Source organism: Mycobacterium sp. AT1 (assembly GCF_002043095.1).
Taxonomy (GTDB): Bacteria; Actinomycetota; Actinomycetes; order Mycobacteriales; family Mycobacteriaceae; genus Mycobacterium.
Window position 1 is genome coordinate 84,261 of the sequence record NZ_MVOC01000027.1, and the last position, 13,692, is coordinate 97,952.

Here is a 13,692-nt window from a genome sequence, read left to right on the forward strand (position 1 = left end):
AACATACCCACTACCGTCCAAACCATGGGCGATCACGCGATAGTCATCGGTGGCAGCCTCGCCGGGCTCTGCGCGGCCAGGGTGCTGTCGGACTTCTACGACCGGGTCACGATCTACGAACGCGACGCACTCCCCGACCAGCCGAACAATCGCACCGCGGTGCCGCAGGGTCGACACGTGCATCTGTTGATGGCCCGTGGTGCGGCGGAATTCGAAGAACTGTTTCCCGGCCTGCTCGACGACATGGTGGCCGCGGGGGTCCCGAAACTGGCGAACCGACCCGACTGCATCCACTTCGGCGCCGCAGGGCACGTGCTGGGCACCACCACCACGCTCAAGCGGGAGTTCACCGCCTACGTGCCCAGCAGACCCCACCTGGAATGGCAGATCCGCGAACGCGCGCTGGCCATCCCGAACGTCGACCTGGTGCATGCCAGCGTCGCCGAGTTGCGATACGTCCCCCACGAGCAACGCGTCACGGGCGTCCTCCTCGACGCCGGAGACCCCGCCAGTGCGGTCGCCGCCGACCTGGTGGTCGACGCCACAGGCCGTGGCACCCGGTTGCCGGCATGGCTGGACCAGTGGGGCTTCGGACGGCCGACGGAGGACACCGTCGACGTCGGCATCGACTATGCGACGCATCGGGTGCGCATCCCCGCCGACGCCATCGTGGAGAAGGTCGTGGTCGCCGGCGCATCACGAGAGCAGCCCGTCGGCCTCGGCATGCTCCTGTACGAGGACGGATTGTGGAGTGCCACGTCGTTCGGCACCGGCAAGGTGGCTCCGCCGCAGAGCTTCGTCGACATCTGCGACGTGGCCGACGTTCTGCTGCCGCCCCACCTCAGCGGTGCGCTCCGCGCTGGGGAACCCGTGGGCGACATGGCCTTTCACAAGTACCCCGCGAGCAGGTGGCGCCGCTACGACCAGATGGACCGCTTCCCCGCCGGCGTCATCCCGTTCGGCGACGCCGTGGTCAGTTTCAACCCGACCTACGGCCAAGGCATGACGATGACGTCGATTCAGGCGCGCAACCTGAGGTCGGTGCTGCAGTCCGCGAAACCCGACATCGCCGGCGAGCTGTCGCGTGCGACGAAGAAGACCACCTGGCCGGTGTGGACGATGAACGCCATCGGCGACGTGGCGATGCACAACGCCACCGCCGACCACGCGCCGTGGTGGTACATGACGGTCGGAAATCTCTTCGAACAGTTCCTCAGCGCGGCGGAGACGGACGCCGACCTTGCCGAGTGGTTCCTACGACGGTTCAGCCTGCTGGACAGTCTCTACATGGTGCCGAATGCCAGGACGCTGGGCCGGACGGTGCGACACAACATGGGCTTGCTGCTGTCCGAGAAGTACGGCCGGGCCAAGACGTATGTCCGGACCAAGAGGGCTAACTCCTCAGTGCGCGATCGAGATCCGGCTCCAAGTAGATGACCGTAGCCGCGGGCACCGCGGCACGGATCGCCGCCTCGGCGGCGTCGATCGTCGCGGCCACGGTGGCCAGGTCGGTCTTCGGAGCAAGCGAAATCTTCGCACCGACCAGCATGTCGTCCGGACCCATGTACTGCGTCCTCAGATGGATCACGCGGTCGACGTGGGTGGTCTGCTCCAGGGCGGACCTGATCGCCTCGTCCTCCCGAGGCGTTGCGCCCTCACCGATGAGAGCGCTGTGCATCTCGACCATCAGGATGACGGCGATCACCGCCAGCAGCCCACCGATGCAAAGCGTGCCGACGCCATCCCAGACCGGGTTGCCGGTGAGGACCGTCAGGCCGACCCCGGCCAGGGCGAACGCGAGGCCGATGAGCGCGCCGGTGTCCTCCAAGAGCACGACCGGCAGCTCGGGGTTGCGCGAGCTCCGGATGAACCGCCACCAACTGCCGGACCCCTTGAGCGGCCGCGACTCCACCATTGCCGTCCGAAAGCTGTAGGACTCCAAGCAGATTGCGACCCCCAAGATGACGATGGCCACCACGGGTGACGTCAGCTCGTGGGGGTGGACGATCTTCTCGTAGCCCTCGTACATCGCGAAGGCAGCTCCCAGGGAGAACAACACCAACGCCACCACGAACGAGTAGAAGTAACGGCTTCTGCCGTACCCGAACTGGTGCAACGCATCGGGCTTCTTGGCAGCCTCCCGCTGTCCCCACAGCAGCAGGCCCTGGTTGGACGTGTCAGCGACGGAGTGCACGGCCTCCGCGAGCATCGACGAGCTGCCGGTGATGAGGAACCCGACGAACTTGGCCGCCGCGATGCCCGCGTTGGCGAGCAGGGCGGCGACGATCGCGCGCTTGCTTCCCGACGCCGACATCGTCGACCTTCCTCAGATGCCCACGGTGGCACGGAACAACGCCGCCGGCTGATCGGCCACCAGGCGAATGGGCCCGTCATCGGCGGCCACCCAGGCTGCGGCGCCGCGATCGAGGGTCAGCACACTCGACTTCCCGTGCACCTGCACCGAGCCCTCGGTACACAACAACACTTGCGGGCCGTCATGACGCGAAGGTGCGTCGATCTCGTGCCCGAGATCGGCACCGTCGAGGCGCAGCAACGTGACCGCGAACTCGGGTGCCGGTGTGTCGTAGACGATCTCGATTCCCTCGCGCGTGGACCGCGGGCGCAACGCGGATTCGTCGGTCGGGGTGAAGTCGAGGACGCGGAGCAGCTCCGGCACGTCGACGTGCTTTGGTGTCAAACCACCACGCAACACGTTGTCGGAGTTCGCCATCACCTCGAAGCCGACGCCGTGCAGATAGGCATGAAGATTGCCGGCGGGCAGGTAGATGCCCTCCCCCGCCGCGAGACTGATCCGGTTGAGCAGCAGGGCGGCCAACACGCCGGCGTCGCCAGGGTACAGCTCACCCAGCTGCAGCGCGGTCTTCGCCTCACCGGCGAATTCCGTTGCACCGGAACGCAGATAGGTGACGGCGCCGTCCAGCACCATCGGCACCAGCACGTCGAGGTCAGCCTGCGGCGCGGTGATCCAGGTCGTGAACAGTGCGCGCAGCCCGTCCGCGTCGGCCTGGCCGGACAGCAGGTTGACGAAGGGGTCAAGGTCCGCCACCGTAAGCGCGCGCAGCAGCTCGATGCTGCGTGCGACCGGACGGAATCCCGCCAGCGCTTCGAAGGGACCGAGGGCCACCAGCAGCTCGGGCTTGTGGCTTCGGTCGCGGTAGTTCCTGATGGGCGCCGAAATCGGGATGTGGAGGCGATCCTCCCTGGCGAAGCCCTCCATTGCCTGCTCGGCACTGGGATGCGCCTGCAGCGACAGCGGCTCCTCAGCTGCGAGCACCTTGGCGAGGAACGGCAGTGCGTCGCCGAACCTCTTCCGAGTGGCGGCTCCCAGTTGGCCCTCGGGATCTGCGGTGATGGTGTCGAGCAGCGACCGCTCGCCGCCGTCGCCTTCGAGCCGGGCCGGGTCGCCCGGGTGGGCACCCAACCAGAGTTCGGCCTCGGGATGCGGTGTGGGGCTGGGCCTTCCGGTGAATTCGGCAATGGCGGTGTGGGAGCCCCATGCGTAGGTGCGCAGCGCACCACGTAACACGTCCACTGGCTAACCTCGGACCAATCGCAGGTAGACCGCAGCCATCTCGAAGCGCACGGCCAAGATCACGAGTTGCTGTTCACGGCGGCCACTCGGTCGGGACACCACGTCCTCACCGACGTCGTCGGCGCTGACCACGTCCACGTCGTCATAACCACTGAGTGCCGCCACCATCGCAGGTCGTTCTTCGTCGGTGGCGAGCACCATGGTGCGCACCCGCTTGGCCTGCGGACCGTCGATCTCGTCGTCGTGGAAGATCGACGATTCGTAGGTGGCTGAGCCGCTTGACAACCCACGTCTCAGCGCCGTCATGACGTCGGCGAGGCCGACTGCGGCCGCGGGCAGTTGAGCGACGCGAAGCAAGATCGACGCGGCATGCCTGGCGAGCGCCACGCTTGCCGCATTGCCACCGGCCAGGACGACGTCGCGGGCCGACATCCGCTCGGCCAGCGACTTGGCCGGGTTGGTGAACAGGTCGCGGCCCGCGCTGTTGCGCAGGGTCTCGGCGTCCAGCGCGTCGGCCAACTCGGCGAGGTCGACGCTCATCCCCGGGAGCACGACGTGCAGAACGGCCAACCCGACGGCAAGATAGCGAACCAGCGCGAACTCGTCGGACACCAGAAGCCGTGGCGCCAACACCACCGCCTTGCCCGCCGCCACCTCGCGGAGCGGTCCCTCGTCGGGGGCCGCCACGACAACTCTTGCGCCACGCCGGATTCCACTTGCGGCGGTCGCCACCAGCACCGGATCGGCGGCGTCGTCACCCGCGACGATCATGACGTCGAGCGCACCGATCCACGGTGGCACCTCGGAGGCAACCACGATCGGCGCTCCCGTCGAGCCACCGAATGCGGCGGCGAGCATCGCGCCAGCACCCTCCGCAGCGCCCCGGGTGGCCACCCAGATCACGGTGCGCGGTGGGTGATCCCCGTGGAGCGACGCCAGAGCCCCCTCCTCGAGGGCGGCTGCGGTGGCCCGCATTTGTGCACCCGCCATAGACGCCGCACGCAGCAAACCCTCTCGGTCAGCCGCGAGCAGACCCTCGACGTCGTCGAGGTCGATGGTCGCGTGCGGAGCGCTCACCTCGTGGTCCCGCCTTCGGTTGTCTGGGCGGCGATCTGGGCGCCGATGTCGTCGACGAGCGCCGCGACGTCCTCGGAACTCCGCGCCTCCACGTTGAGCCGTAGCAACGGCTCGGTGTTGGACGTGCGCAGGTTGAACCAGGTGCCGTCGCCGAGGTCGACGGTGACGCCGTCGAGGTGGTCGATCGCCTGGATGCGGCTGCCGAAGGACTTGAGCACCGCGTCGACGCATGCCGGGGCGTCGGCCACGGTGAAGTTGATCTCGCCCGACTCCTCGTACCGCTGGTAGTCGGCCATCATCTCCGACAGTGGTCGGTCCTGCTCGCCGAGCGCGGCGAGCACGTGGAGCGCGGCGAGCATTCCCGAGTCGGCACCCCAGAAGTCGCGGAAGTAATAGTGCGCAGAATGCTCACCGCCGAAGATCGCACCCGATTCGGCCATCAACGCCTTGATGTAGGAGTGCCCGACCCGTGAGCGCAGGGCGGTGCCACCGCGCTCGACGATGAGTTCGGGTACCGCCCGCGACGTAATCAGATTGTGGATGACGGTGGCGCCGATCTCACGCCCGAGTTCGCGACCCGCCACCAGCGCGGTGACCGCCGACGGCGATACCGGACGGCCGCGTTCGTCGACGACGAAGCACCGGTCGGCGTCGCCGTCGAAGGCGAGCCCGATGTCCGCCTTGGAGTCGACGACGTGGCGCTGCAGGTCGACGAGATTGGCCGGATCGAGCGGGTTGGCCTCGTGGTTGGGGAACGTGCCGTCGAGTTCGAAGAACAACGGCAACAGCGTGATCGACGTCAGGGGCCCCAGCACGGCAGGCGTGGTGTGGCCACCCATGCCGTTGCCCGCGTCGACGGCAACCCGCAGCGGTCGCAGCGCGGAGATGTCCACCAGAGACCTCAGGAAGTCGCCGTAGTCGCCGAGCACGTCGCGGTCGTCGATCGTTCCTGGTGCGCCGTCGAAGGTGGGCACGCCGGTGATGACCTCGTCGCTGATGGTGGTCAGTCCGCTGTCCTTGCCGACGGGCTTGGCGCCGGCTCGGCAGAGTTTGATCCCGTTGTACGCCGCCGGATTGTGGCTCGCGGTGAACATCGCGCCGGGGCAGTCGAGAAGACCGGAGGCAAAGTACAGCTGGTCGGTCGACGCCAACCCGATCCTGGTGACGTTCAGACCCTGCGCCACGACGCCGTCGGCGAACGCCGCCGCCAGCGACGGCGAGCTGTCGCGCATGTCGTAGCCGATCGTCACCCGGTCGGCGCCCTCGTCCCGGACCAGCCTGGCGAACGCTCCGCCGACCTCGGCGACGAACTGTTCGTCGATCTCTTCGCCGACCAGTCCACGGACGTCATACGCCTTGATGACGCGGTTGACAGCCGCAGCAGGCCTCGACATTGATCTCCTCGCACAGGGAACACTTGGCACAAGCCTATCGGCTGAGCTTCCGTCCCGCCGACGGTCATCCGCGCTCGCGCAAATCATTCGGAGGCGAGCGTCACGACGGACTCGTTCAGTCCAGGGGGTCCGGCAAGACACGCAGGTGGCCACGCCGACGGCCGTTCTGTTCGGCGCGTTGCACCGGGGGCGCCATCAGCGCGCCTCCGCGCACACCGGTCACCGGGTCGGAGAACCCGGCGGGTGCGGCCGACACCGCGGGGAGCCCTTCCCGCACTGCGTCGGCGAGCGCCACCAAGTCGTCGTCGTCGGAGTGCGACGGCAGCGGACCCGCGTGTCTGACCAGCTCCCAGCCGCGTGGCGCGGTGATCCGTCCGGCATGGATCACGCACAAATCCCAGGAATGGGGTTCGGAGGCGGTGGCGAGCGGTCCTACGACGGCAGTCGAGTCCTTGTAGACGAAGGTCAGCGTCGCCACGGCGTAGTGCGGGCACCCGGGCCTGCAGCAGCGACGGGGAACGTTCACGGACACGAGGCTATCGCGCGGGGACGTCTCGGGTCCGCGACACGCGCAGTACGCAACGCGTCGATCTCCAACCGTTACGATCGCCGCATGGTCGACCGGCAACCCGCACGTGCGCGTCGCGGACGTCGAGAGATGCGGGGTCCACTACTTCCTCCCACGGTGCCCGGATGGCGCAGCCGGGCCGAACGGTTCGACATGGCGGTGCTCGAGGCCTACGAACCGATCGAACGGCAATGGCAGGACAGGCTGTCCGGGCTCGACGTCGCAGTCGACGAGATTCCGCGACTCTCCCCCAAGGACCCGGACAACATCCAGTGGCCACCCGAGGTGATCGCCGACGGGCCGATCGCCCTTGCCCGGCTGATACCTGCCGGGGTGGACGTGCGAGGAAACAGCACTCGCGCGCGAATCGTGTTGTTCCGCAAGCCTATTGAACGACGAGCCAAGGACACCCTCGACTTGTCGGACCTGCTCCACGACGTCCTGGTGGCCCAAGTGGCCACCTATCTCGGCGTCGAACCCTCCGTCATCGACCCGACGATCGAGGACGACTGACCCACTAGGGGTCAGCGCTGGGTCAGATGATGCCGCGCTTGAGGCGTCGACGCTCGCGCTCCGACAGACCGCCCCAGATGCCGAAGCGTTCGTCGTGGGCGAGGGCGTAGTCGAGGCACCGGTCCTTCACCTCGCAGCCGAGGCAGATCCGCTTCGCCTCGCGTGTCGAGCCACCCTTCTCCGGGAAGAATGCCTCGGGGTCAGTCTGCGCACACAGCGCGCGCTCCTGCCATTGCTCGTCGTCGAGTTCCTGATCGCCGAAGACGCCTGCCTGCTCGGGCACGACACTCAACTGCGGACGGCCGATCACCCCACCCTGCGACGGCCCGGTATTGGTACGCGGTTCGTTGCCTACTGAGCCGAGCATCCGATTGTCGAATCGGATGACACGATCGAAATCTACGTGCTCATAAGACATCTTCCGCCTCCTCACCTGTCTTAGAAATTCCCTGCTTCATCCCCACCACGCACCCTAGTGGCCCCAGTAATTCGAACAAGTGATCGAATCTCGGTCTGCGACACTGGAACCGGAAGCCAACCGGGAAATGACACTGATGTGATTAGACACGCGTTAGCTGCGAGGGTCAAGCGCAGGGGGCGGATTTCATACCATCCCGTGATCAAATGTCGGCGCGTCGGATACCTGGCGTGTCGCGAAAGTGACTAAGTCGGCGCCAAAAAGAAAGTCCGGTGGGCCACGTCCGCTCCGAAGCGCCTAGTGTCGATCGATGTGAAAGTCACTGTTCTGGTGGGCGGCGTCGGCGGCGCGCGCTTTCTGCTCGGCGTCCAGCAGTACCTAGGTCTCGGCCAATTCGCCGGTACCGCAACGGGGCCCTCCGGTGAGCACGATCTCACCGCGATCGTCAACGTGGGCGACGACGCATGGATGCACGGTGTGCGCATTTGCCCCGATCTCGACACCTGCATGTACACGTTAGGTGGAGGTATAGACCCCGAGCGGGGTTGGGGCCACGCCAACGAAACTTGGCACGCCAAGGAGGAACTCGCCGCCTACGGCGTGCAACCCGACTGGTTCGGACTCGGCGACCGCGACCTCGCCACCCACTTGGTCCGCAGCCAGATGCTCAGAGCCGGCTACCCACTGTCGCAAGTCACCGAGGCGCTGTGCGCGCGATGGAAGCCGGGAGCCCTGCTGATTCCGGCCACCGACGACCGCAGCGAAACCCACGTCGTCGTCACCGATCCCGACGTGGAAGCGGAAGCGGACCGGCGGGCAGGAGCGGAGCGACCCGGGGATCAAAGCAGCCGGCGCGCCATCCACTTCCAGGAGTGGTGGGTCCGCTACCGCGCCCAAATCCCCACCCATGACTTCGCGTTCGTCGGCGCCGACAAGGCAACGGCCGCACCGGGCGTGCTGGAGGCCATCGCCGAGGCAGACGTCGTGTTCCTCGCCCCGTCGAATCCGGTCGTCAGCGTCGGCGCGATTCTCGCCGTGCCGGGAATCCGTGGCGCACTTCGGTCGACGGCCGCACCGGTAATCGGCTACTCCCCGATCGTCGCCGGTCGAGCATTGCGCGGAATGGCCGACGAGTGCCTCACCGTCATCGGGGTCGAGACCTCGTCGCAAGCCGTCGGCGCACACTTCGGAGCACGATCGGGCACCGGGCTACTCGACGGTTGGCTCGTCGACGACGGTGACACCGCCACCGTCGACGGCGTCGCCGTCCGTTCCGTCCCGCTGCTCATGACCGACCCGAAGGCAACCGCCGAAATGGTGCGCCACGGAATCGAACTCGCGGGTCTCGAGACGAGCTCGTGACGGGCTCCGATCGGACCACCGAGCACGGGGCCGCCGCCGCCGTCGAGATCCTGCCCGTGCCCGGCCTGCCCGAGTTCCGGCCCGGCGACGACGTGGCCGCCGCGATCGCCTCCGCCGCGCCGTGGCTACGCGACGACGACGTCGTCGTGGTCACCAGCAAGGTGCTCTCCAAGAGCGAAGGACGCATCGTCGCGGCACCGACGGACCCGGAGGAGCGAGACGCCCTGCGCCGCAGGCTCGTCGACTCCGAAGCCGTCCGGGTGCTGGCTCGCAAGGGACGAACGCTGATCACCGAGAACGCGATCGGATTGATCCAGGCCGCAGCCGGGGTCGACGGATCCAACGTCGACACGGCCGAATTGGCACTGCTGCCAGTCGATCCCGACGGCAGCGCCGCGCTACTTCGAAATCGACTCGCGACGATGCTCGGCGTCACCGTCGGCGTCGTCGTCACCGACACGATGGGGCGAGCCTGGCGCAACGGCCAGACCGACGCTGCCATCGGAGCAGCGGGCCTGGCCGTGCTGCACGGGTACGGCGGTGCACACGACGACCACGGCAACGAACTGGTGGTGACCGAGGTCGCGGTCGCCGACGAGATTGCCGCCGCAGCGGATCTGGTGAAGGGCAAGCTGACCGGCATCCCGGTGGCCGTCGTGCGCGGGCTGACGCTGCACGACGACGGCTCCAACGGCCACACCCTGGTTCGAGCCGGCGAAGAGGACCTGTTCTGGCTCGGCACCGAAGAGGCGACCGCGATGGGACGGCGGCAAGCGCAGCTGCTCCGCCGATCCGTTCGCTCCTTCACCGCCGAGCCCGTCGACCCCGCAGTGGTGGAAGCTGCTGTGGCCGAGGCACTTACCGCGCCAGCCCCACATCACACCCGCCCCGTCCGCTTCGTGTGGGTCCGCGACCCCGAGGTGCGCCTACGTCTGCTCGACGCGATGTCGGACCGGTGGCGCGCCGATCTGCTCGGCGACGGCCGATCCCCCGACGCCGTCGAACGACGCGTCAGCCGCGGCCAAATCCTCTACGACGCCCCGGAGTTGGTGATCCCATTCATGGTGCCCGACGGGGCGCACTCCTACCCAGACGCCACCAGAACGGCCGCCGAGACCACGATGTTCACCGTCGCCGCAGGCGCGGCCGTACAGGCGCTCCTGGTCGCGCTCGCAGTCCGTGACGTCGGAAGCTGCTGGATCGGCTCGACGATCTTCGCCGCGGAGTTGGCGCGCGAGGTTCTTGACCTGCCCTCGGACTGGCAACCGTTGGGCGCCATCGCGATCGGCCACCCCGAGGAGCCCCCTGCCCCGCGCGACCCCGTGCCGACCGAGGGCCTGCTGACGATCCGATGAGCCTGCACGCATCCGTCGTCGACGCGTTGACCCGTTGGCAACCCGGCGATCCCGCTCAGGATTCGCTGCGCCACGCGGTGCTCGCCTTCGTCCTCGCCAGAGACGACGCCTGTCGGAGGTCATGTGCCCCAGGCCACGTCACCGCGTCGACCATGGTGCTGGACCACACCGGCACCCACGCGCTGTTGACCCTGCATCCGCGGATCGGCCGCTGGGTCCAGCTCGGCGGTCACTGCGAGGAATCCGACGTCGACGTCGCAGCCGCCGCGTCGCGCGAAGCCACGGAGGAGTCCGGGATCGAGGGTCTGATCGTCGGCGATCTGCCCGTGGCCCTGCACGTGCACGCGCTGACCTGTTCGCTGGGCGTGCCGACCCACCACCTCGACCTACAGTTCGTCGCCCGTGCGCCCGTGGACGCACACATTGCGATCAGCGACGAGTCGCTCGACCTTCGCTGGTGGCCACTCGACGCCCTGCCGGAAGGGTCCGACTTCGGCCTGCGGCAATTGGCGCGAGCGGCGTCTCAGACGTCCGTCGAGTAGCGAATGCCGCCGTCGGGGATGCGCACCCCCGGCCACACCCTGGCCCCGCGGAGCAGTTCGCACCGCGCACCGATGTCCGCGCCGTCGCCGATGACGCCGTCGCGGATCAACGCCCGCGGGCCGATCCGTGCCCCGAAGCCGATGATGGAACGCTCGATGACCGACCCGGCCTCGATCTTCGCTCCGTCGAAGATCACCGCGCCGTCGAGTCGTGCGCCGGGACCGATCTCGGCGCCTCGACCGACGACCGTTCCGCCGATCAGAAGGGCGCCCGGCGCCACGGAGGCACCGTCGTGAACGAGTTCCTCACCGCGGTGACCGTTCAGCGCGGGTGAGGGTGCAATGCCACGGACCAGGTCGGCCGAGCCGCGCACGAAGTCATCCGGCGTGCCCATGTCACGCCAGTAGGTGGCGTCGACGTAACCGCACACCTTGAGCCCGTCGGACAGCAGGGCCGGGAACACCTCCCGCTCCACCGAGACCGGGCGTCCCTTCGGGATCCGTTCGATGACCTCACGCTTGAACACGTAGCAGCCGGCGTTGATCTGGTCGGTCGGCGGATCCTGGGTCTTCTCGAGGAACGCGGTGACCACACCGTCGGAATTGGTTGGCACACAGCCAAATGCGCGGGGGTCGCCGACCCGGACGAGGTGCAACGTCAGGTCTGCGTCGCGGTCGTGGTGGCTGTCCAGCAGGGCGTTGAGGTCCGCACCGGAGAGCACGTCGCCGTTGAACACCAAGGCGGTGTCGTACCGCAGCTTCGACGCCACGTTCGCGATGCCGCCGCCCGTGCCGCGCGGTTCGTCCTCGACGACGTAGTCGATCTGCAGACCGAGCTTGGACCCGTCACCGAACTCGGCCTCGAACACCTCGGCCTTGTACGACGTTCCCAGCACGACGTGCTGGATGCCAGCCGCGGCGATCCGCGACAACAGGTGAGTCAGGAACGGAAGCCCCGCCGTTGGCAGCATCGGCTTCGGCGCCGACAGCGTCAGCGGACGGAGGCGCGTGCCCTGCCCGCCGACGAGCACGACGGCGTCGACCTCTGCCGGATTGACCGAACTTCCCATCGCCAGCCCCATCTCTTCATCGTCTTCTGGTGTTCCGCCGAGAGTTGCCGACCACCAGCGCCGCCCGAGCTGCGAGGGCCGACCTGATGGCCCACCGAAGCGGAGCCTGCCACCGGTGAGGATGTCGGTCGGCCAGGAAAGTGTAGGTGCTGGTGTGGTGGGCAGCCAAGTTGCGGGCAGGGTCGCGGCCCGTCGAGTGCCCCTTGTCGTGGAGCACCTCCGCCGACGGCACGTATACGTTCTGCCAACCCGACGCGGCGAGACGATCTCCGAGGTCAACGTCTTCCATGTACATGAAATAGCGCTCGTCGAACCCGGCTATCGCGTCGTACGCCTGCCTGCGCAGCAGCAGACACGAGCCGGACAACCAGCCGACGGGACGTTCGCTGGGCTCCAGTCGCTCCTGGCGGTAGGCGGCCGTCCACGGGTTCGACTTCCAGACCGGACCGACCACGGCGTGCATGCCACCGCGGACCAAACTCGGTTGATGACGCGCCGACGGGTACACCGACCCGTCGGGATCGCGGATGAGCGGACCCAGCGAGCCAGCCCGCGGCCACCGCTGCGCCGCCTCGAGAAGGACGTCGATGCTGCCGGGGCCCCAGACCACGTCGGGGTTGGCGACGATGAAGAACTCGGGATCGCAGTCCGCCGAACCGTCCTCGGCGCCATCCGCGACGTACTTGCGCACCGCCAAGTTGACCGCCGACCCGTACCCCAGGTTCGCGCCGGTATGCAGCAGCCGGGCGTTCGGGTACCTCTCCAGCGCCTCCTCCGGAACCCCGTCGGTGGACCCGTTGTCGGCCATCACCACAGTCACCGGCCGCTCCGTGGCATGGCCAAGTGAGGCGAGGAACCGGTCGAGGTGAGGGCCCGGTGAATAGGTCACCGTCACCACGATCAGGCTCGGAGTCACGGCGTAGAGGGTAGCGGGCCGTCCGACAGGGCTTCGGCGAGAGCGTCGCGCCAGGGGCGCAACGGGGTCAGGCCGGCGACCGCCGATTGCTCGGACCCAAGCGCCGAGTAGGTCGGCCGTGGGGCGGGGCGGGGATGCCGGTCCGTTCCGACCGGCCTGACGCGCTCGGGGTCGGCGCCCACCAGATCGAACACCGCGCGGGCCTGGTCAAACCGGCTGACCGCGCCCTCGTTGGCGGCGTGGAGAACCGATTCTTCGATCGCTCCCCCGGCCACCTGAAGCAGCGCACCGACGAGGTCCCCGACGTAGGTCGGCGACCCGATCTGGTCGGCCACGACCTCGACGGTTTCGTCGCCGGCGGCCAACCTCCGCATGACGGAGACGAAGTCGCTTCCGCTCTCGCTGCCCGCGTAGATCCAGGCGGTGCGGACCACGTGCGCGTTGGGCATCGCGGACAGCACCTCGAATTCGCCCTCGAGCTTGGTGCGGCCGTACACGCTGGTCGGGCCGGTCTCGTCCCCGATCTCGTACGGGCGCGGCTGACCTCCTCCGAAGTCGCCGCTGAACACGTAGTCGGTCGAGACGTGGACGAGTTCGGTTCCCGCCCTGGCGCAAGCGTGTGCGACGTTCTCCGCGCCGGCGGCGTTCACGGCGCGGGCCCTGGCCTCGTCGGCCTCGGCCTGGTCCACCTTGGTGTAGGCGGCACAGTTGACCACCACGTCGCCGGGGGCGAAGTGCCGTTCCGGGGCCGCGGGGTCGGTGATGTCGCATTCCGCCGAGCTCAACGCCAGCACCCGATGCCCCCGCCGTCGCGCCTCGGCAGCCAGTGCTCGCCCGACGAGACCTCCGGCACCAGTGATCACCAAACGCTCAGACATGTCTGAAGAGTCTGGCACGCGGACCCGCGTTACCCCGCTTTCGGGC

14 protein-coding genes are annotated in these 13,692 nt (G+C 68.1%); 5 read left to right on the top strand and 9 right to left on the bottom strand.

All coding sequences use genetic code 11. The features are described 5' to 3' along the window. Positions 1-24: 24 nt before the first annotated feature. Positions 25-1,437 carry an NAD(P)/FAD-dependent oxidoreductase gene (locus tag B1790_RS12770; protein WP_079923575.1) on the top strand — a complete coding sequence of 471 codons (1,413 nt, stop codon included), beginning with the start codon at positions 25-27 and terminating at the stop codon, positions 1,435-1,437. Here B1790_RS12770 and B1790_RS12775 read toward each other — a convergent pair. The 5 genes from B1790_RS12775 to B1790_RS12795 all read right to left on the bottom strand — a co-directional run bounded on the left by B1790_RS12775 (position 1,394) and on the right by B1790_RS12795 (position 6,550). Continuing rightward, positions 1,394-2,314, bottom strand: a complete 921-nt coding sequence (locus B1790_RS12775; RefSeq protein WP_079923576.1) for a cation diffusion facilitator family transporter — start codon at positions 2,312-2,314, stop codon at positions 1,394-1,396. The genes B1790_RS12770 and B1790_RS12775 overlap by 44 nt on opposite strands. 12 nt (positions 2,315-2,326) lie before the next feature. Continuing rightward, a complete protein-coding gene (gene manA / locus B1790_RS12780) occupies positions 2,327-3,553 on the bottom strand; it encodes a mannose-6-phosphate isomerase, class I (RefSeq protein ID WP_079923577.1) in 1,227 nt (408 codons plus the stop codon). Positions 3,554-3,556: 3 nt separating this feature from the next. Then, on the bottom strand, positions 3,557-4,630 hold the full coding sequence (locus B1790_RS12785; protein WP_079923578.1) for a TobH protein: 1,074 nt from the start codon (positions 4,628-4,630) through the stop codon (positions 3,557-3,559). After that, a complete protein-coding gene (locus B1790_RS12790) occupies positions 4,627-6,024 on the bottom strand; it encodes a phosphomannomutase/phosphoglucomutase (protein WP_079923579.1) in 1,398 nt (465 codons plus the stop codon). The genes B1790_RS12785 and B1790_RS12790 overlap by 4 nt, the downstream gene beginning before the upstream one ends. Positions 6,025-6,139: 115 nt before the next feature. Then, positions 6,140-6,550, bottom strand: coding sequence for a DUF3499 domain-containing protein (locus B1790_RS12795; protein ID WP_079923735.1), 411 nt, complete (start codon positions 6,548-6,550; stop codon positions 6,140-6,142). Positions 6,551-6,682: 132 nt separating this feature from the next. Between B1790_RS12795 and B1790_RS12800 the strand changes: the two genes are divergently transcribed. Then, positions 6,683-7,105, top strand: coding sequence for a metallopeptidase family protein (locus B1790_RS12800; RefSeq protein ID WP_056557456.1), 423 nt, complete (start codon positions 6,683-6,685; stop codon positions 7,103-7,105). Positions 7,106-7,127: 22 nt separating this feature from the next. Here B1790_RS12800 and B1790_RS12805 read toward each other — a convergent pair whose 3' ends face one another. Further along, a complete protein-coding gene (locus B1790_RS12805) occupies positions 7,128-7,397 on the bottom strand; it encodes a WhiB family transcriptional regulator (protein WP_185934661.1) in 270 nt (89 codons plus the stop codon). A 438-nt stretch (positions 7,398-7,835) separates the two neighbouring features. Here B1790_RS12805 and cofD point away from each other — a divergent pair, with 438 nt between their 5' ends. Genes cofD through B1790_RS12820 form a run of 3 tightly spaced genes read left to right on the top strand, consistent with a single transcriptional unit; the run spans position 7,836 to position 10,782 of the window. Next, positions 7,836-8,885 carry a 2-phospho-L-lactate transferase gene (cofD, locus tag B1790_RS12810; RefSeq protein WP_079923580.1) on the top strand — a complete coding sequence of 350 codons (1,050 nt, stop codon included), beginning with the start codon at positions 7,836-7,838 and terminating at the stop codon, positions 8,883-8,885. Beyond that, positions 8,882-10,240, top strand: a complete 1,359-nt coding sequence (locus B1790_RS12815; RefSeq protein WP_079923581.1) for a coenzyme F420-0:L-glutamate ligase — start codon at positions 8,882-8,884, stop codon at positions 10,238-10,240. The genes cofD and B1790_RS12815 overlap by 4 nt, the downstream gene beginning before the upstream one ends. Beyond that, on the top strand, positions 10,237-10,782 hold the full coding sequence (locus B1790_RS12820; protein ID WP_079923582.1) for an NUDIX hydrolase: 546 nt from the start codon (positions 10,237-10,239) through the stop codon (positions 10,780-10,782). Before B1790_RS12815 ends, B1790_RS12820 begins: the two co-directional genes overlap by 4 nt. On the opposite strand, the gene B1790_RS12825 is transcribed toward B1790_RS12820, so the two are convergent. Genes B1790_RS12825 through rfbD form a run of 3 tightly spaced genes read right to left on the bottom strand, consistent with a single transcriptional unit; the run spans position 10,764 to position 13,646 of the window. Beyond that, positions 10,764-11,852: a sugar phosphate nucleotidyltransferase gene (locus B1790_RS12825; protein WP_079923737.1), complete on the bottom strand. Its 1,089-nt coding sequence runs from the start codon at positions 11,850-11,852 to the stop codon at positions 10,764-10,766. The two genes, B1790_RS12820 and B1790_RS12825, sit on opposite strands and share 19 nt — an antisense overlap. 16 nt (positions 11,853-11,868) lie before the next feature. Continuing rightward, positions 11,869-12,768 carry a glycosyltransferase family 2 protein gene (locus B1790_RS12830; RefSeq protein WP_079923583.1) on the bottom strand — a complete coding sequence of 300 codons (900 nt, stop codon included), beginning with the start codon at positions 12,766-12,768 and terminating at the stop codon, positions 11,869-11,871. Beyond that, positions 12,765-13,646 carry a dTDP-4-dehydrorhamnose reductase gene (gene rfbD, locus B1790_RS12835; RefSeq protein WP_079923584.1) on the bottom strand — a complete coding sequence of 294 codons (882 nt, stop codon included), beginning with the start codon at positions 13,644-13,646 and terminating at the stop codon, positions 12,765-12,767. The genes B1790_RS12830 and rfbD overlap by 4 nt, the downstream gene beginning before the upstream one ends. Positions 13,647-13,692: the final 46 nt, after the last annotated feature.

Excerpts from the sequence above, each read along its gene's own strand:
- B1790_RS12820 (WP_079923582.1), top strand. The coding sequence starts at position 10,237 with ATGAGCCTGCACGCATCCGTCGTCGACGCGTTGACCCGTTGGCAACCC.
- B1790_RS12770 (WP_079923575.1), top strand. The coding sequence starts at position 25 with ATGGGCGATCACGCGATAGTCATCGGTGGCAGCCTCGCCGGGCTCTGC.
- B1790_RS12775 (WP_079923576.1), bottom strand. The coding sequence starts at position 2,314 with ATGTCGGCGTCGGGAAGCAAGCGCGCGATCGTCGCCGCCCTGCTCGCC.
- B1790_RS12825 (WP_079923737.1), bottom strand. The coding sequence starts at position 11,852 with ATGGGAAGTTCGGTCAATCCGGCAGAGGTCGACGCCGTCGTGCTCGTC.
- B1790_RS12790 (WP_079923579.1), bottom strand. The coding sequence starts at position 6,024 with ATGTCGAGGCCTGCTGCGGCTGTCAACCGCGTCATCAAGGCGTATGAC.
- B1790_RS12800 (WP_056557456.1), top strand. The coding sequence starts at position 6,683 with ATGCGGGGTCCACTACTTCCTCCCACGGTGCCCGGATGGCGCAGCCGG.
- rfbD (WP_079923584.1), bottom strand. The coding sequence starts at position 13,646 with ATGTCTGAGCGTTTGGTGATCACTGGTGCCGGAGGTCTCGTCGGGCGA.